The organism is Nonomuraea sp. NPDC049421, from assembly GCF_040677005.1.
Taxonomy (GTDB): Bacteria; Actinomycetota; Actinomycetes; order Streptosporangiales; family Streptosporangiaceae; genus Nonomuraea; species Nonomuraea salmonea.
Genome location: NZ_JBFAQA010000006.1, coordinates 79,666 through 99,519, shown reverse-complemented (window position 1 = coordinate 99,519; position 19,854 = coordinate 79,666). Strand labels below are relative to the sequence as shown.

At 71.1% G+C, this 19,854-nt stretch carries 20 protein-coding genes; 13 read left to right on the top strand and 7 right to left on the bottom strand.

Annotated elements, in window-relative coordinates; all coding sequences use genetic code 11:
• Positions 1-28 precede the first annotated feature (28 nt).
• Both AB0K18_RS12565 and AB0K18_RS12560 read right to left on the bottom strand, forming a co-directional pair.
• Positions 29-1,084 carry a lysylphosphatidylglycerol synthase domain-containing protein gene (locus AB0K18_RS12565; protein WP_364913856.1) on the bottom strand — a complete coding sequence of 352 codons (1,056 nt, stop codon included), beginning with the start codon at positions 1,082-1,084 and terminating at the stop codon, positions 29-31.
• A gap of 62 nt (positions 1,085-1,146) precedes the next feature.
• Positions 1,147-1,965 carry a PIG-L family deacetylase gene (locus tag AB0K18_RS12560; protein ID WP_355418650.1) on the bottom strand — a complete coding sequence of 273 codons (819 nt, stop codon included), beginning with the start codon at positions 1,963-1,965 and terminating at the stop codon, positions 1,147-1,149.
• Positions 1,966-2,003: 38 nt separating this feature from the next.
• Here AB0K18_RS12560 and AB0K18_RS12555 point away from each other — a divergent pair, with 38 nt between their 5' ends.
• Positions 2,004-3,095, top strand: coding sequence for a glycosyltransferase (locus AB0K18_RS12555; protein WP_364913852.1), 1,092 nt, complete (start codon positions 2,004-2,006; stop codon positions 3,093-3,095).
• A 548-nt stretch (positions 3,096-3,643) separates the two neighbouring features.
• On the opposite strand, the gene AB0K18_RS12550 is transcribed toward AB0K18_RS12555, so the two are convergent.
• Positions 3,644-4,015 carry a hypothetical protein gene (locus AB0K18_RS12550; RefSeq protein ID WP_345388751.1) on the bottom strand — a complete coding sequence of 124 codons (372 nt, stop codon included), beginning with the start codon at positions 4,013-4,015 and terminating at the stop codon, positions 3,644-3,646.
• A gap of 88 nt (positions 4,016-4,103) precedes the next feature.
• A complete protein-coding gene (locus AB0K18_RS12545) occupies positions 4,104-4,667 on the bottom strand; it encodes a TetR-like C-terminal domain-containing protein (RefSeq protein ID WP_364913848.1) in 564 nt (187 codons plus the stop codon).
• Between the two features lie 51 nt (positions 4,668-4,718).
• On the opposite strand from AB0K18_RS12545, the gene AB0K18_RS12540 reads away from it, so the two are divergent.
• Entirely contained in the window at positions 4,719-5,810 is a 1,092-nt protein-coding gene (locus tag AB0K18_RS12540; protein ID WP_364913845.1) for an NAD(P)/FAD-dependent oxidoreductase, read from the top strand.
• 64 nt (positions 5,811-5,874) lie between these two features.
• Positions 5,875-6,987: an aromatic ring-hydroxylating dioxygenase subunit alpha gene (locus tag AB0K18_RS12535; RefSeq protein WP_364913842.1), complete on the top strand. Its 1,113-nt coding sequence runs from the start codon at positions 5,875-5,877 to the stop codon at positions 6,985-6,987.
• On the opposite strand, the gene AB0K18_RS12530 is transcribed toward AB0K18_RS12535, so the two are convergent.
• Positions 6,957-7,511 (bottom strand): DUF1707 domain-containing protein, encoded by a 555-nt coding sequence (locus AB0K18_RS12530; RefSeq protein ID WP_364913840.1) that lies wholly within the window; start codon positions 7,509-7,511, stop codon positions 6,957-6,959. The genes AB0K18_RS12535 and AB0K18_RS12530 overlap by 31 nt on opposite strands.
• Positions 7,512-7,690: 179 nt before the next feature.
• Between AB0K18_RS12530 and AB0K18_RS12525 the strand changes: the two genes are divergently transcribed.
• The 7 genes from AB0K18_RS12525 (at position 7,691) to AB0K18_RS12495 (ending at position 13,826) form a co-directional block, all read left to right on the top strand.
• Positions 7,691-8,614, top strand: a complete 924-nt coding sequence (locus AB0K18_RS12525) for an anti-sigma factor RsbA family regulatory protein (RefSeq protein ID WP_364913837.1) — start codon at positions 7,691-7,693, stop codon at positions 8,612-8,614.
• A gap of 186 nt (positions 8,615-8,800) precedes the next feature.
• Positions 8,801-9,415, top strand: coding sequence for a DUF998 domain-containing protein (locus tag AB0K18_RS12520; protein WP_364913834.1), 615 nt, complete (start codon positions 8,801-8,803; stop codon positions 9,413-9,415).
• A 46-nt stretch (positions 9,416-9,461) separates the two neighbouring features.
• Positions 9,462-9,920 (top strand): universal stress protein, encoded by a 459-nt coding sequence (locus AB0K18_RS12515; protein ID WP_345388735.1) that lies wholly within the window; start codon positions 9,462-9,464, stop codon positions 9,918-9,920.
• Between the two features lie 137 nt (positions 9,921-10,057).
• Positions 10,058-11,458 carry a methionine--tRNA ligase gene (metG, locus tag AB0K18_RS12510; protein ID WP_364913831.1) on the top strand — a complete coding sequence of 467 codons (1,401 nt, stop codon included), beginning with the start codon at positions 10,058-10,060 and terminating at the stop codon, positions 11,456-11,458.
• Positions 11,459-11,517: 59 nt separating this feature from the next.
• A complete protein-coding gene (locus AB0K18_RS12505; protein ID WP_364913828.1) occupies positions 11,518-12,495 on the top strand; it encodes a phosphotriesterase-related protein in 978 nt (325 codons plus the stop codon).
• A 41-nt stretch (positions 12,496-12,536) separates the two neighbouring features.
• Positions 12,537-12,923, top strand: a complete 387-nt coding sequence (locus AB0K18_RS12500) for an STAS domain-containing protein (RefSeq protein WP_169789150.1) — start codon at positions 12,537-12,539, stop codon at positions 12,921-12,923.
• A 9-nt stretch (positions 12,924-12,932) separates the two neighbouring features.
• Positions 12,933-13,826 (top strand): sigma-70 family RNA polymerase sigma factor, encoded by an 894-nt coding sequence (locus AB0K18_RS12495; RefSeq protein WP_364913825.1) that lies wholly within the window; start codon positions 12,933-12,935, stop codon positions 13,824-13,826.
• Positions 13,827-14,063: 237 nt separating this feature from the next.
• On the opposite strand, the gene ilvD is transcribed toward AB0K18_RS12495, so the two are convergent.
• Together ilvD and AB0K18_RS12485 are read right to left on the bottom strand one after the other, a co-directional pair.
• The gene (gene ilvD / locus AB0K18_RS12490; protein ID WP_364913823.1) at positions 14,064-15,713 is read right to left on the bottom strand and encodes a dihydroxy-acid dehydratase; all 1,650 of its coding nucleotides are present in this window, start codon (positions 15,711-15,713) and stop codon (positions 14,064-14,066) included.
• Positions 15,714-15,789: 76 nt separating this feature from the next.
• A complete protein-coding gene (locus AB0K18_RS12485; protein WP_364913820.1) occupies positions 15,790-17,010 on the bottom strand; it encodes a saccharopine dehydrogenase C-terminal domain-containing protein in 1,221 nt (406 codons plus the stop codon).
• Positions 17,011-17,113: 103 nt separating this feature from the next.
• Between AB0K18_RS12485 and AB0K18_RS12480 the strand changes: the two genes are divergently transcribed.
• The 3 genes from AB0K18_RS12480 to AB0K18_RS12470 are packed head-to-tail and all read left to right on the top strand — an operon-like array spanning position 17,114 to position 19,715.
• Positions 17,114-17,872 carry a TetR/AcrR family transcriptional regulator gene (locus AB0K18_RS12480; RefSeq protein WP_364913817.1) on the top strand — a complete coding sequence of 253 codons (759 nt, stop codon included), beginning with the start codon at positions 17,114-17,116 and terminating at the stop codon, positions 17,870-17,872.
• 10 nt (positions 17,873-17,882) lie between these two features.
• Positions 17,883-18,629, top strand: coding sequence for a DNA-formamidopyrimidine glycosylase family protein (locus AB0K18_RS12475; protein ID WP_364913814.1), 747 nt, complete (start codon positions 17,883-17,885; stop codon positions 18,627-18,629).
• A gap of 12 nt (positions 18,630-18,641) precedes the next feature.
• Positions 18,642-19,715 carry a spore photoproduct lyase family protein gene (locus AB0K18_RS12470; RefSeq protein ID WP_364913811.1) on the top strand — a complete coding sequence of 358 codons (1,074 nt, stop codon included), beginning with the start codon at positions 18,642-18,644 and terminating at the stop codon, positions 19,713-19,715.
• Positions 19,716-19,854 lie beyond the last annotated feature (139 nt).

Genomic DNA, 19,854 nt, shown 5'->3' with positions numbered 1-19,854 from the left:
TTAGCACGCGATGGGTTTGGGATTGTCACTAGGTGGCCTTCGAGATCGCGGACGGGGGCTCCGCGCCGGCGTCCCGGCCGCCGCGCCTGCGCAGCAGTGCCCAGGCGCCGAGAGCCAGGCCGCCGAACGGGATCTCGATAGTGTAAGTCCAGAAGCCGAAAAGCAGTGCGGTGGCGATGGCGGGCGTGGCGCCCACGCCGAAGGCGATGAGGAGCGCGGCCACCCCGCTCTCCATGATCCCGGCGCCGCTCGGCGTGATCAGGGCGCTGGTCAGCACCCGCGACAGCGCGAAGACGGCGATCGACTCGGCGAGACCGGGCCAGGCGCCGGTGGCCGACATGCAGGCCGCCATGATCGCCCACTGGAAGCCGAGGAAGAACACCATGCCGAGCGACAGCCCAGGCCACCGGGTGCGTACGACGCCCGCGGTGTCGGCGCGCAGCCGGTGGAACGCCTCAGAGGCGTGCACCTTCAGCCGCAGCAACCGGGTGACGCCGTCGAGCGCCCTGCCGAGCACCTGCGCGGCGCGGTTCCAGTAGAGGGCCGCGGCCACGACCAGGCACAGCACGAGGATGGAGATCGCGCCCGTCCAGCCCGCGTTGGCGACGGTGGAGTTGGGCGCCTTGCCCGCGGCGAGCAGCGCGATGATGCCGACGGCCGGCAGGACGAACCTGAACAACGTGTTCCAGATGCCGCTGACCAGCGTCATCACCACGAACGCCCGGCTGGTGAACCCCCAGCCCTTCGTCATCGCGAACGACAGCGCCACGCCCACCGCCCCGCCGAACGGCAGCAGGTTGCTCACCGCGCTGCCCGCCGCGTTGAGCGTCAGGCCCTGGAGGTTGTTGAGCCCCGGCAGCGAGCTGGTCAGCACGAACGTGTAGGACAGCAGGCTGAGCAGCCACAGCGCCGTCATCAGCGCGATCTCGCCGCCGCCGAGGGTGGCGAACAGCGCCCCGATCTCGCTCCACGAGACCGGCTTGCCGGTCAGCGCCCGGACGATCTCCGGCAGGTAGACCACGAGCAGCACGGCCAGGCCGAGCGAGAGCACGGACAAGGCGATCTGCAGCCACTTGTTCTTCATCGGGGTCCAGTCTGCCGGTTGGCGGCGGGCCGCGCGTCACCCCCGAGTATGAGGCGGAGGTATCAAGCGGGCCACCCGTCGAAGGGATGACGCAGGCGGGCTCCCGGCGGCAGGTCGCGGCGGACGTACCACTCGGTGCCGAAGACGAAGCGGTAGAGCGGGCCCGGGACCTTGAGCATCACGGCGAGCGTGCGGTCGCTGTCGCCGCCGCTGGCCTGCGAGGCGTGCGCGGCCATGGAGGCCCGCTTCTGGCGGGCGTAGCGGCGGACGTTGACGCGGTGGGTGATGGCCTCGCCCGGTGAGTACGCGCTCTCGAACGTGCGGACGTCGAACTCCGGCGGGAACCGGTAGACCTTCCCCGCCAGCTTCAGCAGCCGCACCAGCGGGTCGCGGTTGACCGTCGCCTCCAGGACGATCTCCGTGCCCGCGATCTTCGCCGCCCGCCTGCCCACCCGGTGCACCTGCACGTGGTCGGGGTGCCCGTAGCCGCCCGCCGGGTCGTAGATGGTCAGCAGGTCGGCCCTCTCCTCCTGGAGGATCGCGGCCAGCGCCTTGGCGGCCTCCTCGGTGTCGGCGTCGATGAAGGCGTTGTCGGGGCGCTCGTCGGCGACGCCGCCCTGCGGGCTCAGGCCCGAGTCGCCGTAGCCGAGGCACTCGACGCGGGCGCAGCCCAGCAGCGCGGCCGACTCGTACAGCTCCTTGAGCCGGGTCTCGCCCAGCTCGTCGCCCGGCTCCATCTCGGCCAGGCCGCGCTCGCCCGCGGTGGCCACCACGAGCACCACGCGGTGTCCTTCGGCCGCGAGCATCGCCATGGTGCCCGCCGTCAGCAGGGCCTCGTCGTCGGGGTGGGCATGGAAGAACACAGCGGTACGTGGAGGCACAGGCCCAGATTAGTCTGGGAGGGGTGCGGATCTTTCACGTGAGTGACTGTTACCTGCCGCGACTCGGGGGGATCGAGGTCCAGGTCGCCGATCTCGTGCGCGTGCAGCGGGAGGCCGGGCACGAGGTGTCGGTGGCCACGGCGACCAGGGGAGAGCCGCTGCCCGGTGTGCACAGGATCGTCGCCCCGATGCCGTTCGACCTGCCCGTCCACCCGTTCGGGGTGGGGCATCTCACGCGGCGCATCACCTCGGCGCGTCCCGACGTCGTCCACGTGCACGCGGGGGCGGTGTCGCCGTTCGCGTGGATGGGGGTGCGGGCCGCGCATCGCGCCGGTGTGCCGTGCGTGGTGACCGTGCACAGCATGTGGGATCCCGTGACGCGGGCGCTCTACCGGCTGCTCCGGCTGGCGTACGGGTGGGAGCGGTGGCGGCTGGTGGCCACCACGGTCAGCAACGCCGCGGCCGCCCCGATCCGCGCGGTGGCCGGGCCGCTGGTGCCGGTCCGCGTCGTCTCCAACGGGCTCGACCTGTCCGGCTGGGCGCCGCCGTCCGGCGCGCCCGGCTCCCGGCCCGACGTGCACGTGGTCGCCGTCGGACGGCTGGCTCCGCGCAAGCAGCCGGTACGCCTGCTGAAGCTGTTGCTGGCGGCCCGGTCCCACGTGCCCGCCCACATCCCCATGCGGGCCACGATCGTCGGCGACGGGCCGGCACGGGGGCAGATGGAGCGCTTTCTGGAGCGCCACGGCATGGCGTCCTGGGTGTCCCTGCCTGGTCGCTACACCCGGGAGCAGATCGCCAAGGTGCTGGAGTCGGCAGACGTGTTCGTGGCGCCGGCGCCCCGCGAGTCGTTCGGCATCGCCGCCCTCGAGGCGCGCACGGCCGGGCTGCCGGTGGTGGCGCGGGCGCAGAGCGGCGTCGCCGACTTCGTCAAGGACGGCGTCGAGGGCCTGCTGGGCCGCACGCTGGGCGACCTGGCCAGGGCGGTCGCCCGCCTGTGCCGCGACCCCGAGTTGCGGGTGGCGATCGCCGCCCACAACCGGACCACCCCGCCGACCGCCGGCTCCTGGGAAGCGGTCCTCGACGGCTTCGACCACGCCTACACCCACGCCCTCGCTCTCCGCGTCTCGTAGCGGGGCTCGCGTTGGTGGTGGCGGGTGTCCTTTGGGTGGGGAGGGGTGGGCTCCTGGGAAGCGGTCCTCGACGGCTTCGATCACGCCTACACCCACGCCCTCGCTCTCCGCGTCTCGTAGCGGGGCTCGCGTTGGTGGTGGCGGGTGTCCTTTGGGTGGGGAGGGGTGGGCTCCTGGGAAGCGGTCCTCGACGGCTTCGATCACGCCTACACCCACGCCCTCGCTCTCCGCGCCTCGTAGCGGGGCTCGCGTTGGTGGTGGCGGGTGTCCTTTGGGTGGGGAGGGGTGGGCTGGTCGGGCGTGGTGCTCGGTGGGGTCGGCTGTGCCGGGAGTCCCGTGCAGGGAGGCCGGTTGGGGTGGTGGGGTCTGCGCCTTGCGGTGGGTGGAAACGGCGAAGCCCGCCACCTTGGTGGCGGGCTTTTCCCAGGCCTGGGGTGGAGGGTGGGTGGTGGATGCCCCCGTGGCGTCACACCGCCCTCCGGGCAGGGCCGGGACGCGGCCGCCGGAGCACCTGTCCCCCACAGGTGTTCACGGCGACCGCGAGTCTGCTAGGAGCAGGCCGAGACGATCTTGCTCTGGAACCCGCTGACCTTGCCGGTGAACTCGCTGGCCTTGGACAGGTCGCCGCCCTCGATCGAGGCGAACCCGTCGGCCAGGTCGGTCAGCGCGGCGCCGACCTCGCCGTCGTACTTGCCGGCCAGCTCCTTGGTCTTGGTGGCCGCCGTCTTGGAGGCCTCACCGATCGCGTCCTTGTCGGTCGCGCTCGCGCTGATCGCCGAGCTCCACTCGGTGACGATCGTGGTGGCCTCCTGGGCCGCGGAGTTGCAGTCGACGGCCTGGCCGAACGCGCCACAAGCGGTGGTGAGCGCGGCAAGAGTGAGCGTCGCGGCCACAGCGGCGAGGCGACGAGGGGGAGTCATGTACGTGCCCTTCGTTGGTTCAACTTACGAAAAGCACCTTATGGGCGATCGCTTGATCGTCACTTGCACCCCACTAACACCACCCGTATCAACCCAGCGTAAAGCCGTGCAGCAAAGCCCGCACGATCTCGTCCGGTTCGGGTAGCGGGAGCTCGAAAATCCCCCGATATGTGATGAAACCGACGAACATGTCAGTCAGCATCCACAGGTCCGCGTCGGGCCGCAGCTCGCCGCGTGCGATCGCCCGCTCGTACACGACCCACGACCGCTCCATGCGGGTGCGCATGGAGGTGCGGACGACGTCCGCGATCGCCGGGTCGCGCCCCGCTTCGGCGTACACCTGCCTGGCCAGGCGCGACACCTCGGGGCGCAGCCACAGCGCGATCGTGTCGGCGACCACCACGCGCAGGTCGCCGGCGAGCGTGCCGGTGTCGGGGACGGCGACGTGGACGTCCATGAGGGCGCCGAGGGTTTCGAGGAGCATGGCCCGTTTGCCGCCGTATCGGCGGAACACGCTCGCCCTGCCGACGCCTGCCGCGGCGGCGACGTCGTCCATGGTGAAGTCGAGGCCGTGGGTGAGCACCAGCGTGGCAGCGGCCTGCCTGATGCGGTGATCAACCGAGGGGTCGGGTTTACGACCGCGCGCAGGCATTGTGATACTCCAGGTATCCGATATTGAGCGTCTCACTATTCAGGGGTCGTTATGAGAGTAGTCGTCATCGGGGCAGGGGTCGCGGGGCTCGCCCTGGCCAGGGGGTTGCTGCGCAAGGGTCACGACGTCGAGGTGTACGAGGAGTCGCCCGAGCCGCGCACCGCCGGCGGCTCCGTCTCGCTCTGGCCCGGCAGCACGGCCATCCTGGAGGAGCTCAAGGTGGACTGGGCCGGCGTCGGCCGCCGCCTGGAGACGCTGGAGTCGTGGGCCCCCGACGGCCGCCGCCTGCTCACCCTCGACCTGACCGTCCCCGAGCGCCGCTTCGGCCACCCCGTCGTCCACGTCGCCCGCAGCGAGCTGGTGGAGCTGCTGGCCGACGGCGTGCCGGTGACGTACGGCGCCCGCGCCGAGCACGTGGTGCCGGAACGGGCCGAGGTACGGCTGTCCGACGGCCGCACGGTACGCGGCGACGTGCTGGTGGGCGCCGACGGCCGCCGTTCGGCGGTGCGCTCGGCCCTGTGGGGCGCCGACGCGGCCACGCTGAGCCCGTGGGTCACCTGGCAGGGGTTCACCACCGAGCCGACCCTGCTGACCGAGTCCGGCAGGGCGGTGATGATCGCGGGCAGGCACGGGCTGTGCGGGCTCATCCCGGCGGGCAGGGGGCGGTTGTTGTGGTGGTTCGACGTCAGGTCGGCGCCGGGGCGGCCGTTCTGGGCCGGCGACCCGCAGGTGGTGGAGCGGCTGCGGGAGCGGTTCGGGGAGTGGGCCGACCCGGTGCCGAAGGTGCTGGCCTCGATCGCGGACATCGACTTCTTCCCCCACCACCGCCAGCCGATCCCCAAGGTCTGGGGGAGGGGGCCGACCACGCTGGCCGGTGACGCCGCCCACACGATGCCGCCCACCATGGCCCAGGGCGCCAATCAGGCGCTGGAGGACGCCTGGCTGCTCAGCCGGTCGATCGGGGACCTGCGGGCGTACGAGAAAGCCAGGTCGAAGGTGGTGCGCAGACCCGCCAGGCTGGCCGCCACGGAGGCCACCGACATGCAGCGGCCGATCGCCGGACTGCTGCCCGACGGCCTTATGACCCGCATCTACACACTGTTGTTGCGCCGCTACAGCAACTACCTCTTGACAGCCCCCTGAGGCCGCCCGACTATGTCGCATATAGAGCAACTCGGTGCGTAATGCGCAACAAGGGCGGTGCCGGTTGACCATCACGTCCAGCCTGATCTCCACGCTCCCAGGCAGCGCCTACACCGATCCTGAGGCGTTCGCCGAGGAGCAGGAGAAGATCTTCGAGAACCTCTGGTTCTGCGCCGTCAGGTCGGCGGATCTGGCGAAGCCGGGCGCGTTCAGGACCGTTCAGGTGGGCCGGGAGAGCGTCATCATCGTACGCGGGCGCGACGAGCAGGTGCGCGCCTTCCTCAACGTCTGCCGGCACCGCGGGGCGCGCCTGTGTCTGGAGGAGGCCGGCGAGGTCAAGCGGACGATCAGGTGCGCCTACCACGCCTGGGCCTACGACCTGGACGGCCGGCTCGCCGCCGCCCCCAACCTGGCCAGGATGCCCGACATCGACCGGGTCGCGTACGGCATGGTCCCCGTGCACCTGCGCGAGTGGCTCGGCTACGCCTGGGTGTGCCTGGCCGCCGAGCCGCCCGCGTTCGAGGAGACCGTGACCCGGGCCGCCACCGAGCGACTCGGCGACCCCGCCGCCATCGAGCGCTACCACGTCGAGGACCTCGCGCTCGGCCGCCGCATCGTCTACGACGTCAAGGCCAACTGGAAGCTCCTGGTCGAGAACTTCATGGAGTGCTACCACTGCGCCACCATCCACCCGGAGCTGACCGCCGTGCTGCCGGAGTTCGCCGGCGGCTACGCGGCGCAGTACTACGTGGGCCACGGCGCCGAGTTCTCCGAGCGGGCCGCGGGGTTCACCGTGGACGGCAGCCCCGGCTTCGGCAAGCTGCCGGACGTGGCGCAGGAGCAGGACCGCCGCTATTACGCGATCACCGTCAAGCCGCAGGTCTTCGTCAACCTGGTGCCCGACCACGTGATCCTGCACCGCATGTTCCCGCTGGCGGTGGACAGGACGGTCGTCGAGTGCGACTGGCTCTACCACCCGGACGTGGTCGCGTCGGGCGCCGACGTGTCGCTGTCGGTCGAGCTGTTCCACCGGGTCAACGAGCAGGACTTCGACGCGTGCGAGCGCACCCAGCCCGGCATGTCGTCACGGGCCTACCGGGACGGCGGCGTGCTCGTGCCCAGCGAGCACCACATCTCGCTCTTCCATCAGTGGGTGAACCAGCGCCTGCGCGGATAGCGCACGGTGAGCCCGCCGTACTTCGCCCGGCCGGTGATCACGAAGTAGAGGGCGCCTGGCCGCGGCCTGCTCGGCACGTCGTCGGTCCGCGTGGCGCCCCAGGTGCTCTGGAAGCCGTCGATGTTCGCCACCGCCCCCTCGGGCACGGTGATTCTGGCGTTGCCGTACTGGAGGTCGAGCTCGATCTCCACCACCTGGTGCGGAATCACGGCACCGGAGAAGTCGAGGTCGACGGCGCCGTACTTGCTGCCGGCCCGCAGGCGGCGGGGCACCGCCCAGTCGCCTGAGCGCTTGACGGCGCCGTTGGCCTGCTGGAGCTCCACGACGTCGCCGACCCGCGGTTCGTCCGCGGGCAGGTCGTCGATCAGGGCCAGCAGGTCGGCGTACGTCTTCGCGGTGAGCGCGCGTTCGAGCCGCTCGTCGAGCTCGGGGTGGGTGAGGCGGCCCTCGGAGAACGCGCGTTGCAGCCGCTGGGCGGTCTGCTCGCGGTCCTCATCCGAGACGCGCATCCGCATTTCCGACATGTCCTGAGCATAGGTTCGGTTGACTCAGAAGGGGAGTTGCCGCCCTGAAGGGGTGCGGAGATCGAGGGGCAACGGACGGTGTCCTGGACGGGGGCGCTGAATCACCTGGACTCTCTTCACACCCAATAGGTACCCATCGGATGGCTTTGAAGACACCAACCTTAGGTAGCCTGTGGCTGATGCCGGCAGACCCGTTCCACCATCCCGCACTGCTCTATCGGAGTGATGGGGAATATGTGGCTGCCACCACGGCCTTCGTGGCCGACGGCCTGGCCGCGGGCGACCCCGTCGCGGTGGCCGTCCCCGGCGCCAGGCTCGCGCTCATCGAGGGCTCGCTCGGCGCCGCCGCCCGCGACGTGCTCATGCTCGACATGACCGAGGCGGGGCGCAACCCCGGCCGCATCATCCCCGCCGTGCTGCGCGGCTTCGCCGACCGGCATCCCGGCCGCCACGTGCGGATCATCGGCGAGCCGATCTGGCCGGAGCGCACGCGCGACGAGTACGCCGCCTGCGCGCAGCACGAGGCACTGATCAACCTGTCGTTCGCGGGGAGGCCCGCGACGATCATGTGCCCGTACGACGTGCGCGCGCTGAGCGACGAGATCATCGGCGAGGCCGCGCGCACCCACCCCGTGCTGCGCGACGCATCGGGGTCGTGGACGAGCGCCGACTACGCGCCCGAGCAGGTCGTCGAGGGCCACAACCGGCCGTTCGACGAGCCAGGGAGCTGCGTCTCGCTGCACTTCGACGGCTCCAACCTGTCGGCCGCGCGGGCCCTGGCCGCCCGCGAGGCCGCCGCCCGCGGGTTCACCGGCGACCGGCTCGACGACATCAGGCTCACCGTCGCCGAACTGGGCGCCAACAGCCTCGACCACGGCGGCGGCGCCGGGCTGCTGCGCGTGTGGCAGGCCGACGGGCGGCTGGTGTTCGAGGTCAGCGACCGCGGGCACATCACCGATCCGCTGGTGGGCCGCCGCCCGGTCGATCCGCGCCAGGCGGGCTCGCGCGGCCTGCTGATCGTCAACCTGCTCAGCGACCTCGTACGCGTCCACACCCGCCCGGGCGCCACCACTGTACGCGCGTACTTCGACACCGCCTCCTGACCCCCGCCAGGGCGTGGGGACGCCCACCCGCACCCTGAGGGGGCCGGCCCTACCCAGGGTCACGAAACGCCAGCTCAACGGTCACGGCCAGGGGCAGCTCAACCCAAGGTATTAGGGGATCCTTCAGGGCGAGTTCGGGCCGATCTCCGATGTTCGGAAAAGCCGCTTTCCACGAGCTTTGAAGGCATGAAGGGATTGCTCGTCAGTGGATTCGCGGCCATCGGCGCCGGCAGCGGCGCGATGCTCACGCTGCACGCCGCCTCGAACCTGGACCCGATGCACGCCGTGATCAGTGAATACGTCTGGCAGTCGGCCGGCTGGCTGCTGCCCGCCGCGCTGACCCTGTTCGCCGTGGGCTCCGCGCTGATCGCGGAGGCGCTGCGCCGGGCCGGTGCGAACCGCTGGGTCGTCCTGCTGCTGCTGGGCTGGGGCGCGAGCATGTTCCTGGTGGGCGCGTTCCCGACCGACCGGCCGGGGCTGCCGCTGTCGATGTCGGGGGGCATCCACCGCTATGCCGCGTTCGCCGCTTTCGTCATGATGCCGCTCGCCGGGCTGCTGCTGGCCAAGGCGCGGGTCCGCTACGCGAAGGCGTTGCGCGTGCTCAGCGCGGTCGCCGTCGGCGCGCTGCTGCTGGTCGTGGTCCCGTACGTGGTGCGCATGTTCGGCATCCCGCTGTCCAACGACGACATCCCCGCCGGGCTGACCCAGCGCGTGGTGGTCGTCACCGAACTGGGCGTGCTGGCCTTGGCCGGTCTGACGATGCTGCGGGCCTCCGCCCGTTGCGTGCCGGCCCTCGCCTAGATCAAATAGTTAGGCGTGAAAGCCACACCCCGGGAAGAGGAAGGAGATGACGATTTTGATCGCGTACGACGGATCCGACGACGCCAAGGCCGCCATCGAGTTCGCGGGCCGGATGTTCCCGGGGGAGCACGCCGTGGTGCTGACCGTGTGGGAGCGGCTGGCGATGACCTCGGCCCGCGCGTCGGCCGGGCTCATGGTGACGATCGACCAGGCGGGAGCCGAGGACGAGGCGATCGGGCAGGCGATGAGCGAGCTGGCCATGCAGGGCGCCGAACTGGCCAGGGAAGCGGGGCTGGACGCCACCCCGCGCTGCGACGTGGACTCCGTGGCCGTCTGGTCGACCATCGTGGACGTGGCGGAGGAGCTGGACGCCTCGCTCATCGTGACCGGCACCAGAGGGCTGGGCGGGGTGCGCTCGCTGCTGCTGGGCAGCACGTCCGACCGGGTGCTGCACCACGCGCACCGGCCCGTGCTGGTCGTCCCGGGCCCCCGCAAGGACGGGTGAGACGACGTATAGTGTCGGCATGATCGCGACGTGCCGCCGAATGATGGCCCCTTAGGGGGTTTCACCGGCACGTCCACGTTGAGGCCCTGCTAGCCGGGGCCTCTCTTCATGTCCGGGGCCCCTTCGGGAGGCATCCGATGTACGTCACGACCACCATCCCCTACGTCAACGCCAGGCCGCACCTCGGCCACGCGCTGGAGCTCGTCCAGGCCGACGTGCTGGCCAGGCACCACAGGCGGCGCGGCGCGCCCGTACGGTTCCAGACCGGCAGCGACGACAACTCGCTGAAGAACGTGCTGGCCGCGGAGACGGCGGGCGTGCCGGTGCGCGAGCTGGTCGATCGCAACGCCGCCGCGTTCGAGGCGCTGCGCGGGCCGCTCGACGTGTCGTTCGACGCCTTCATCAGGACCAGCGCGCACCCCGCGCACCGCGCCGGCGTCGAGCGGATCTGGAAGGAGATCGCACATGACCTCTACCAGCGGCACTACGAGGGGCTCTACTGCGCGGGCTGCGAGCAGTTCTACCAGGAGGGCCCCTGTCCCGACGGGCATCCAGGGCCGCTGCAGACGGTCTCGGAGCAGAACTGGTTCTTCCGGCTCTCCCGCTACCAGGACGCGCTGCTCGACCTCATCGGCAGCGGGCGGCTGCGCGTCGAGCCGGCGGCCCGGCGCAACGAGGTGCTGGCGTTCGTGGCGGCCGGGCTGTCCGACATCAGCGTCTCGCGCTCGGCGGCCCGCGCCCGCGGCTGGGGCATCCCCGTGCCCGGCGACCCCGATCAGGTGATCTACGTGTGGTGGGACGCGCTGGCCAACTACGTCACGGCGCTGGACGAGCCCGGCGCGTACGAGCGGTGGTGGGTGCGCGAGCAGGACAAGGTGCACATCGTGGGCAAGGGCGTGATCCGGTTCCACGCGGTCCACTGGCCGGCCATGCTGCTGTCGGCCGGGCGGCCGCTGCCCACCGCCGTCTTCGTGCACGACTACATCACGGCCGGCGGTCGCAAGATCAGCAAGTCGGCGGGCGGGACGGCCGATCCGGCGGAGCTGGTGGCGGCGTACGGGGTGGACGCGGTGCGGTGGTGGCTGCTGCGCGAGGTGCCGCGCGTGGGCGACGTGGACTTCACCGAGGAACGGCTGCGCGCGCGGGCCGACGAGGATCTCGCCAACGGCCTCGGCAACCTGGTCAGCCGGGTCGCCACCATGGTGCACCGCTTCCTCGACGGCCACGTACCGCCGCAGGACGAACCGCTGGCCGAGGTCTCGGTGGACGCGGCGCTCGCGGACTTCGACTACCGCCGGGCGGCGATCGAGGTGTGGCGCATCGTCGAGGAGGCCAACCGGTACGTCGAGACCGCCAGGCCGTGGGCGCAGCCGCGCGCCCGGCAGGAGGTGTCGCTGGGCCGGCTGGTCGGAGCGTGCAGGGAGCTGGCCGATCAGCTGGAGCCGTTCCTGCCGACGGCGGCCCGCCGCGTGGCCGCGGCGGTCGGCGGTGAACGGCTGGCGCAACCGCGCCCGTTGTTCCCGCGCAGCGGCGTTTGACGATCTTGACTGTCCGGCTTAGGTTTGCGCGCAACCGACCACCTGGTATGGAGGCGCGCATGCCCACTGTCGAAACCCTACGCGGTCCCGTCGATGTCAACACGATGGGTCAGACGCTGATGCACGACCACGTCTTCGTGCTCGCCACCGAGCACGTGGACAACTACGGCGCGGGCGCCTGGTGGGACGAGGAGACCAGGGTGGCGGACGCGGTCACCAAGCTGCGCGCGGTGGCGGCCAAGGGCGTGCGGACGATCGTCGACCCGACCGTGTGGGGGCTCGGCCGCTACATCCCGCGCGTCAAGCGCGTCGCCGACCAGGTGCCCGAGCTGAACATCATCGCCGCCACCGGCCTCTACTCCTACGACGAGGTGCCCCACCAGTACGAGCACCGCGGCCCCGGCCTGCTCATCGACTGCCCCGACCCCATGATCGACGACTTCGTGCGCGACCTGACCGAGGGCATCGCCGGCACCGGCGTCAAGGCGGCCTTCCTCAAGTGCGTGGTCGAGGCCAAGGGGCTCACGCCGGGCGTCGAGCGCATCTGCAAGGCCGTGGCCCAGGCCCACCTGCGCACGGGCGCGCCGATCACCGTGCACACCAACTCCTTCACCCAGAGCGGGCTGCTCGCGCTCGACCTGTTCGGCAAGGAGGGCGTCGACCTGACCAAGGTGGTCATCGGGCACGCCGGCGACAGCAACGACCTCGACTACCTCATGCGCCTCGCCGACACCGGCGCCGTCCTCGGCATGGACCGTTTCGGCCTCGACCTCTACAACCCGACCCCGCAGCGGGTGGCCACGATCGCCGCGCTCGCCGCCCGCGGCTACGCCGACCGCATGGTCCTCAGCCACGACACGGCCTGCTTCATGGACTACTTCGGCGGGCCCTGGGACGAGACCCGCGACGCGGTCGCGCCCAACTGGCGCTACGATCACATTCACGACGATGTCTTGGCCGCACTGCTGGACTCGGGTGTGACCGACGACCAGATTGAGCAGATGCTGGTGTTCAACCCGAAGCGCTACTTCTCATAGAGTGGTTGGATCGGGAGAGCGACGCGGGTAGGTGGAACTGGGTGACTTCGGAGCAGGCCTTGTCGATAAGCCTCGGACTCCAAGGACCCTGCGTCATCGCACGGTTGACGGGGGACTTCGACTTCGGCTCCGCCGCCGAGGTCCGAGACCGCGTGACCAAGGCCCTCGATCTCACCCAGCCGCCGCTGCTCGTCATCGACATGCAGGCCGTGAGCGTCTGCGACTCCTCCGGCCTGTCGGTGCTGGTCTACCTGCACAAAGCGGTCACCGCCTCCGGCGGGCGGCTGCTGCTGTCCGGCCTCAACGGCCGGTGCAAGCACCTGTTCGCGATCACCGCGCTCGACAAGTTCTTCGACATCCGCAGCACGGCCGAGCTGGCCATCGCCGAACTCAACGAAGCAGGGAATTCGCCGCCGTTTACCGGGTAGTGCCCGTTCATGGCGGCAGAAGAGCCCGACCTGCTCGGCACGTACCTCGAGCAGATCGGCAAGACCCCCTTGCTCTCCGCTGACGACGAGGTCGACCTCGCCCGGCGGATCGAGGCCGGCCTGTACGCGGGCCATCTCATCGAGCGCGGCGCCGGCACGCCCGAGCTCGACCACATCGTCCTTGACGGGCGGCGCGCCAAGGAGAAGCTGATCAGGTCGAACCTGCGGCTGGTGGTGGCGGTCGCCAGGCGCTACTCCTACCGGGGGCTGCCGCTGCTCGACGTCATCCAGGAGGGCAACCTGGGGCTGATCAGGGCGGTGGAGAAGTTCGACTACCGGCGGGGCTTCAAGTTCTCGACGTACGGGATGTGGTGGATCAAGCAGGCCATCGAGCGCGGCATCCACGACAAGAGCCGCACCGTACGCCTGCCGACCCACGTCGCCGAGGAGCTGTCGCGGCTGCTGCGCGTCGAGCGGCGCCTGGCCACCGAGCTGGGCAGGGAGCCGACGGACGCCGAGCTGAGCGCGGCGGCGGAACGCACGCCCGCGCAGGTGGCCACGTTACGCCGGCTGGGCCAGGAGACCGTGAGCCTCGACCTGCCCGTCGGCGAGCACGGCGAGAGCAGGATGGGCGACATGATCGCCGACGAGGACGGGCTCGAGGTGCAGGAGCTGACCGAGCGCCGCGCGCTCAGCGCCGAGCTGCGCCAGGTGGTCACGTCGCTGCCGCCGCGCGAGGCGTTCGTGATCAACCTGAGGTACGGGCTGAGCGGCGAGCAGGCCCAGAGCTACACCGCGATCGCCGCGCATCTGGGCCTGACCAGGGAACGCATCAGGCAACTGGAGAAACAGGCGCTCAAGCGGCTCAGACAAGGAGGGCCGCTGCTGGCCTGGGCGTCGTGAAACTCTCCTGAGCCTGCCTGGATCTCCTGAGGGGACTCGCCGGTGGTTCAGGCGGTGACGAGGAGTGCCACCCCGATCAGCACCACGACCGGGACGAGCCACATCACGACCTCGGCGGCGAACTCCTTCATCATCGGGCAGGTCTCCATTCAGGTGAGGGCACGCGAAACGTCACTGCGCAGCATAGCCGTCCCGGGCGGCTGCCCGGTCCCCGGGGCGTGCCCCCACCCTCCTGGTTCAGGCGGTGACCGCGCCGTCCGAGGCCGAGCGGACCGAGGCGACGTACTTGGTCAGGACGCCGCGCTCGACCTCCCGCTCGGGTCGCCGCCACGCGGCCCTGCGCCGGGCCAGCTCGTCCTCCGGCACCAGCACGTCGAGCGTGCCGGCCGCGCTGTCGATCACCACCGGGTCGCCGTCCTGCACGAGCGCGATCGGCCCGCCGTGGTACGCCTCCGGCGCCACGTGCCCGATCACCAGGCCGTGCGAGACGCCGCTGAACCGGCCGTCGGTCACCAGCGCCACCGAGGTGCCGAGACCCCGGCCGACCAGCGGCCCGGTGATCGACAGCATCTCGCGCATGCCGGGGCCGCCCGCCGGGCCCTCGTACCTGACCACGATGACGTCGCCCGGCACGATGCGGCCCTCCTGGATCGCGACGTAGCAGTCGTTCTCCGAGTCGAACACCTTCGCCGGGCCCTCGTGCCGGAAGTCGTCCTTGCCGCCCAGCTTGAGCACCGCCCCGTCGGGCGCCAGCGAGCCGCGCAGGATGGCCAGCGCGCCGCGCTTCTTGAACGGCTGGTCCGCGCTCGCCACCACCCGCTGGCCCGGAGTCTCCACCGCGGCCTCGGCCACCTGGGGCAGCGTGCGGCCGTCCACCAGCGTGACGTTCTCGCGCAGCAGCCCCGCCTCCAGCAGCCGGCGCACCACCAGCGACGTGCCGCCGGCCCGCCACAGGTCGAGCGCCGTGGCGTCGCCGCCGCTCGGCTTGAGCCCGGTGATGATCGGCACCTCGCGGCAGACCTCGCCGATGCGGTCGATCTCCAGCGGCAGTCCCGCCTCGCGGGCGATCGCCAGCAGGTGCAGCACCGCGTTCGTGGAGCCGCCCATGGCCGCCACCGAGACGATCGCGTTGTGCAGCGCGTCGGCGGTGAGCACCCGCGACGGGCGGGCGTCGCGGGCCAGTGCGTCCATGGCGATCTCGCCGATGCGGCGGGCCGCCGCGTTCTTCTCCTCCGCCACCGCCGGGATGTCGCCGATCCCGAACGGCGCGAGGCCCAGGAAGTCGGCGACCGCGCCCATGGTGTTGGCGGTGTACTGGGCGGCGCAGGTGCCCGCGCCGGGGCAGGCGTGCCTGGCCAGGTCGTCCAGGTCGGCCTGGTCGAGGCGGCCCACCTCGCGCTCGCCGAGCGCCTCCCACATGTCCTGGATCGTCACGTCACGTCCCCGCCAGCGGCCCGGCATCATGCTGCCGCTGTAGAGGACCACCGACGGCACGTCCAGCCGGGCCAGCGCCATGATCGCGGCCGGTACGGTCTTGTCGCAGCCCACGATGGCCACCAGCGCGTCGAACTGGTGGGCCCGTCCCATCAGCTCGATCGAGTCGGCGATCACCTCGCGGCTGATCAGCGACGTGCGCATGCCGGGCGTGTGCATCGTGAGGTTGTCGGAGACGGCGATCGTGTTGAACTCCATCGGCAGCCCGCCCGCCGCGCGCACCCCCTCCGCCACGTGTTCGGCCAGGTCGCGGTGGTTGAGGTTGCAGGGCATGGTGCCGGTCCAGGTGGAGGCGATGCCCACCACGGGGCGGCGCATCTCCTCCTCCGACAGGCCCATGGCGTACAGGTGGGAGCGGGCCGGTGCGCGGTCGGGGTCGTCGGCGATGCTCAAGGGGTCTTCCTCCCAGGTACGGGTCGAGGCCCCTTTATGATCCAACGTCCCGCTTCTGTGCCGTCGCCCGGCCCCCTCACTGCTCGCGCATGCCCCACGGTGAGCCGTACGCGACCAGCAGGTCCAGGAACGGGCGCGGCTCGAACGCCTCGGGCCCGAGCACGCCCGTGCCCTTCCAGACCCCCTCGGCCAGCAGTTCCAGGGCGATCACCGGGTTGACCGCGGTCTGCCAGACGACGGCCTGGCTGCCGTACTCGCGCATCGTCCACTGGTTGTCCACCACGTGGTACAGGTACACCTCGCGCGGCCGCCCGTCCTTGACGCCCTTGACCCACGTGCCCGCGCACGTCTTGCCGTGCATGCGCTCGCCCAGCCCGGCCGGGTCGGGCAGCACGGCGGCCACCACGTCGCGCGGCGACACCTCGACCGTGCCGTCCCCGGTGCGCACCTCGACCGGGTCCGTGCTGTCCACGCCGATCGCGTGCAGCGTCTTCAGCGCGCCGATGAACTCCTCGCCCAGGCCGTACTTGAACGTCACCCGCCGCGCCGGGATCCACCGCGGCACCAGCACGACCTCCTCGTGCTCGACGTTCACGCACTCCACGGGGCCGATCCCGCCGGGGAAGTCGAAGACCTCGGGCTCGCTGAACGGCTCGGTGGTGTACCAGCCGCGGTCCTTCTCGTAGATCAGCGGCGGGTTGAGGCACTCCTCGATCGTGGTCCAGATCGAGAACGACGGCGCGAACTCGTAGCCCTCGACGGTCAGGTTGCCGCCGTCCCTGATGCCGATCTCCTCGATCTCGTCGAACAGCTCGTCGGCGGCGTAGCGGGCGAACACGTCGGCCAGGCCCGGCTCCACCCCCATGCCCACCAGGGCCAGCCTGCCGCGCTCGGTCCACGCGCCCGCCCTGGCGAACTGCTCGTCGCCCAGCTTGACGCCGACCTCCTCGTACGGGCGCTCCGGGTGCGGCCTGGACATCGACATCGCCATGTCGAGGTAATCGGCACCCGCGGCGAGCGCGGCGTCGAACAGCGGCAGCACGAAACGCGGGTCGGTGGCGTTGAGCAGCACGTCGCAGCGGTGCTCGGCGAGCAGGCCGGTGACGGAGCGGGTGTCGGCGGCGTCGATCCTGGCCGGGGTGAACCTGGCGGCCGCGTCGCCGAGGGCGGCGACGGCGGCCTTGGCGCGGGGGAGGTCGTAGTCGGCGACCACCATGTGGTCGAAGAACGGGCGGCGGGCGGCGATCCGGGTGATGGCGGTGCCGACGCCGCCGGCTCCTACGAGAAGGATACGCATGACGAAAGATCCCCTTTTAACAGCTTTTTTTGGGGGTGTGTCCGCTCATCCAATGCCCGTACGCTGAACAACGTCAATGGCGTTGGCATAAGGAGAGTGCTGGATGGCCAAGCGGGTGGTGCCTGAGACGGCGCGCCGGCGGCGGCGTCCCACCAAACAGGGACAGGTGCTCACGCACGGGCTCATCGTCGCGACCGCGCTGCGCATGTTGCACGAGCACGGCGCCGCCGGGCTCACCGCGCGCCGGCTCGGGCTGGCGCTCGGTGCCGACGCGAGCACCGTTTATCGGTACTTCCGCGGCATGGACGACCTGGTGCTGGCGATCGCGGATGAGCTGTTCGGGCACGCCGTCAACCGGTTCGAGCCGACCGGTGACTGGCGGGGCGACCTGCGGGAGCTGGGGCTGCGCATCCACCACGCCTATCTGGCGCATCCGCAGGCGGCGCTGCTGACCGCGTCGCGGGTCACGGGGCGGCCCAACGAGGTGGCGGGGGACGAGATGATCCTGGGGGTCCTGCGGGGGGCGGGGTTCGGGGATGAGGACGCGGTCCGGATTTATCACGCTTTCATTGACCAAAGCCTGGCATTCTCCATCCTCGATGCCGCCACCCTGGCCCTGCCCCCGGCGGCTCGCGAGGCCGACGAGGAGGTCTGGCGCGACACGTACGCCCGCCTTCCCGCCGCCACCCACCCCCACATCGCCGCCACCGCGCCCCTGCTGGTGGCCCGCATGAACGACAGCGCCTACCCGACAGCCCTGGACATGCTGCTGTCCAGCGCGGAGGACCAGCTCACCCGCTCGTCCGGCGCAGCCGGTCAGCGCGCCCGCCTGCCCGGCGCGGCGAGGCCGGGATCCGGGTAGGCACTCCGGCATGCCGGAAGGACATCTGACCCACCGCCACGCCCGCGAACAGCACGCCGACCTGGGCGGGCGGGTGGTGCGCGCGGCCGGGCCACAGGGGCGCTTCGACGCCAGGCCGTACGACGGGCGGACGCTGCGGTCGGTCGAGGCGCTGGGCAAGCACCTGCTCTACCACTTCGACGGCGCCCCGGCCGTCCACGTGCACCTCGGCATGCGCGGCATCTTCCTGCGCTACCCCGACCCCGGCGCCCCGCCCCGGGCGGGCACCCGCCTGCGGCTGGCCACGGACGACGTCGCGTACGACCTCATCGCCCCCTCCACGTGCGAGCAGCTCGACGCGGACGGCGTCGCCGCGCTGCGCACCTCGCTCGGCCCCGACCCGCTGCGCGACGACGCCCCGGAGGAGGAGGCGGTACGGCGGCTGCGGGCGTTCCGCGGGCCGGTGGGCGCGGCCGTGCTCGATCAGAGGGTGTGGGCGGGCGTCGGCAACGCGTGGCGGGCGGAGCTGCTGTTCCTGACCGGGCTGCACCCCGGGGCCCGCGACCTGGACGCCGCCACGGCCGGGCGGCTGTGGGAGGCGGCGCGGACGTACATGGCCCTGGGACGCGACGCGGGGCAGGTGGTGAGCGACCCGGCGGCGCCCGACGAGCGCTGGGTCTACAAGCGCGAGCACTGCCGCCGCTGCGGCGCCGCCGTCCTGACCTGGCAGCTCGCCTCCAGGACCGCGTACGCCTGTCCAGTGGACCAGCCCGGGTAACCTGGAAGTGAGATGACAATCACGATCAGTAACTCTTTGCTGGATATCCGCCGCATTTACCTCGAACCGGCCGCAGCCGAGCTGCCGCGAGGGCAGGAGATCCTCGCCCGCTTCCCCGGGGCCGAGCTGATCGAGGTCGAAAGCCACCACCGCATCCCCGAGCTGTACGGCGACGAGACCAACGTCAGCCGCTGGGTGCGCATCAAGACCGAGTCGCTCGTGCTCGGCGTCAAGAAGTCGCTCACCGCCCGGCCCAACGGCCGCTCGTCCGACTTCATCGCGCCGTCCACCGCCAACGGCTGCGCCATGGCCTGCGCCTACTGCTACGTGCCGCGCCGCAAGGGCTACAGCAACCCGATCACCGTCTTCGCCAACATCGACAAGATCCTCGGCTACCTCGAACGCCACGCCGGGCGGCAGGGCGTCAAACCCGAGCCCGACCAGGTCGATCCGCGCGACTGGGTCTACGACATCGGCGAGAACTCCGACTGCTCGGTCGACGCCACCATCTCCGACAACGTACGCGACCTGGTGGACCTCTTCGGGCGGCTGCCCAACGCCAAGGCCAGCTTCGCCACCAAGTACGTCAACCGCGACCTGCTCTCCTGGGACCCGCGCGGCGGCACCCGGGTGCGGTTCAGCCTCATGCCGGCGGCCGACTCCAAGCTGCTCGACATCCGCACCTCGCCCGTCGCCGACCGCATCGGGGCCATCAACGACTTCGTGGCCGCCGGGTACGAGGTGCACGTCAACTTCAGCCCTGTCGTCGTACGGGAGGGGTGGCTCGACGACTGGGCCGAACTCCTCACCCACCTGGACGACGCCCTCAGCCCCGAGGCCCGCGCCCAGCTCGCCGCCGAGATCATCTTCCTGACCCACAACGACCGCCTGCACGAGGTCAACCTGGGCTGGCACCCGAAGGCCGAGGAAGTGCTGTGGCGCCCGGACCTCCAGCAGCCGAAACGCTCCCAGACGGGCGGCTGGAACGTCCGATACCGCACCGGCCACAAGGGCCGCTACGTCGCAGCCCTCACCGACCTCATCAACGCCCGCCTGCCTTATTGCACCATCCGCTACGCCTTCTGACCGCCCAAGCCGCCCTGCCAGCCTTCCGACTGCCCACCCCGTCCGGCCGGCTTACGTAATTGCCCACCCCGTCCGGCCGGCTTACTCGTTTGCCCACCCCGTTCGGTCGGCTTACTTGATTGCCCACACTGCCCTGTCA

Coding starts and splice junctions, on each gene's coding strand:
- AB0K18_RS12540 (WP_364913845.1), top strand. CDS start 4,719: ATGAGAGTAGTCGTCATCGGGGCAGGGGTCGCGGGGCTCGCCCTGGCC.
- AB0K18_RS12480 (WP_364913817.1), top strand. CDS start 17,114: ATGGCCAAGCGGGTGGTGCCTGAGACGGCGCGCCGGCGGCGGCGTCCC.
- AB0K18_RS12505 (WP_364913828.1), top strand. CDS start 11,518: ATGCCCACTGTCGAAACCCTACGCGGTCCCGTCGATGTCAACACGATG.
- AB0K18_RS12545 (WP_364913848.1), bottom strand. CDS start 4,667: ATGCCTGCGCGCGGTCGTAAACCCGACCCCTCGGTTGATCACCGCATC.
- AB0K18_RS12550 (WP_345388751.1), bottom strand. CDS start 4,015: ATGACTCCCCCTCGTCGCCTCGCCGCTGTGGCCGCGACGCTCACTCTT.
- AB0K18_RS12470 (WP_364913811.1), top strand. CDS start 18,642: ATGACAATCACGATCAGTAACTCTTTGCTGGATATCCGCCGCATTTAC.
- AB0K18_RS12530 (WP_364913840.1), bottom strand. CDS start 7,511: ATGTCGGAAATGCGGATGCGCGTCTCGGATGAGGACCGCGAGCAGACC.
- AB0K18_RS12520 (WP_364913834.1), top strand. CDS start 8,801: ATGAAGGGATTGCTCGTCAGTGGATTCGCGGCCATCGGCGCCGGCAGC.
- AB0K18_RS12485 (WP_364913820.1), bottom strand. CDS start 17,010: ATGCGTATCCTTCTCGTAGGAGCCGGCGGCGTCGGCACCGCCATCACC.
- AB0K18_RS12525 (WP_364913837.1), top strand. CDS start 7,691: ATGCCGGCAGACCCGTTCCACCATCCCGCACTGCTCTATCGGAGTGAT.
- AB0K18_RS12515 (WP_345388735.1), top strand. CDS start 9,462: ATGACGATTTTGATCGCGTACGACGGATCCGACGACGCCAAGGCCGCC.
- AB0K18_RS12495 (WP_364913825.1), top strand. CDS start 12,933: ATGGCGGCAGAAGAGCCCGACCTGCTCGGCACGTACCTCGAGCAGATC.
- AB0K18_RS12565 (WP_364913856.1), bottom strand. CDS start 1,084: ATGAAGAACAAGTGGCTGCAGATCGCCTTGTCCGTGCTCTCGCTCGGC.
- metG (WP_364913831.1), top strand. CDS start 10,058: ATGTACGTCACGACCACCATCCCCTACGTCAACGCCAGGCCGCACCTC.
- AB0K18_RS12475 (WP_364913814.1), top strand. CDS start 17,883: ATGCCGGAAGGACATCTGACCCACCGCCACGCCCGCGAACAGCACGCC.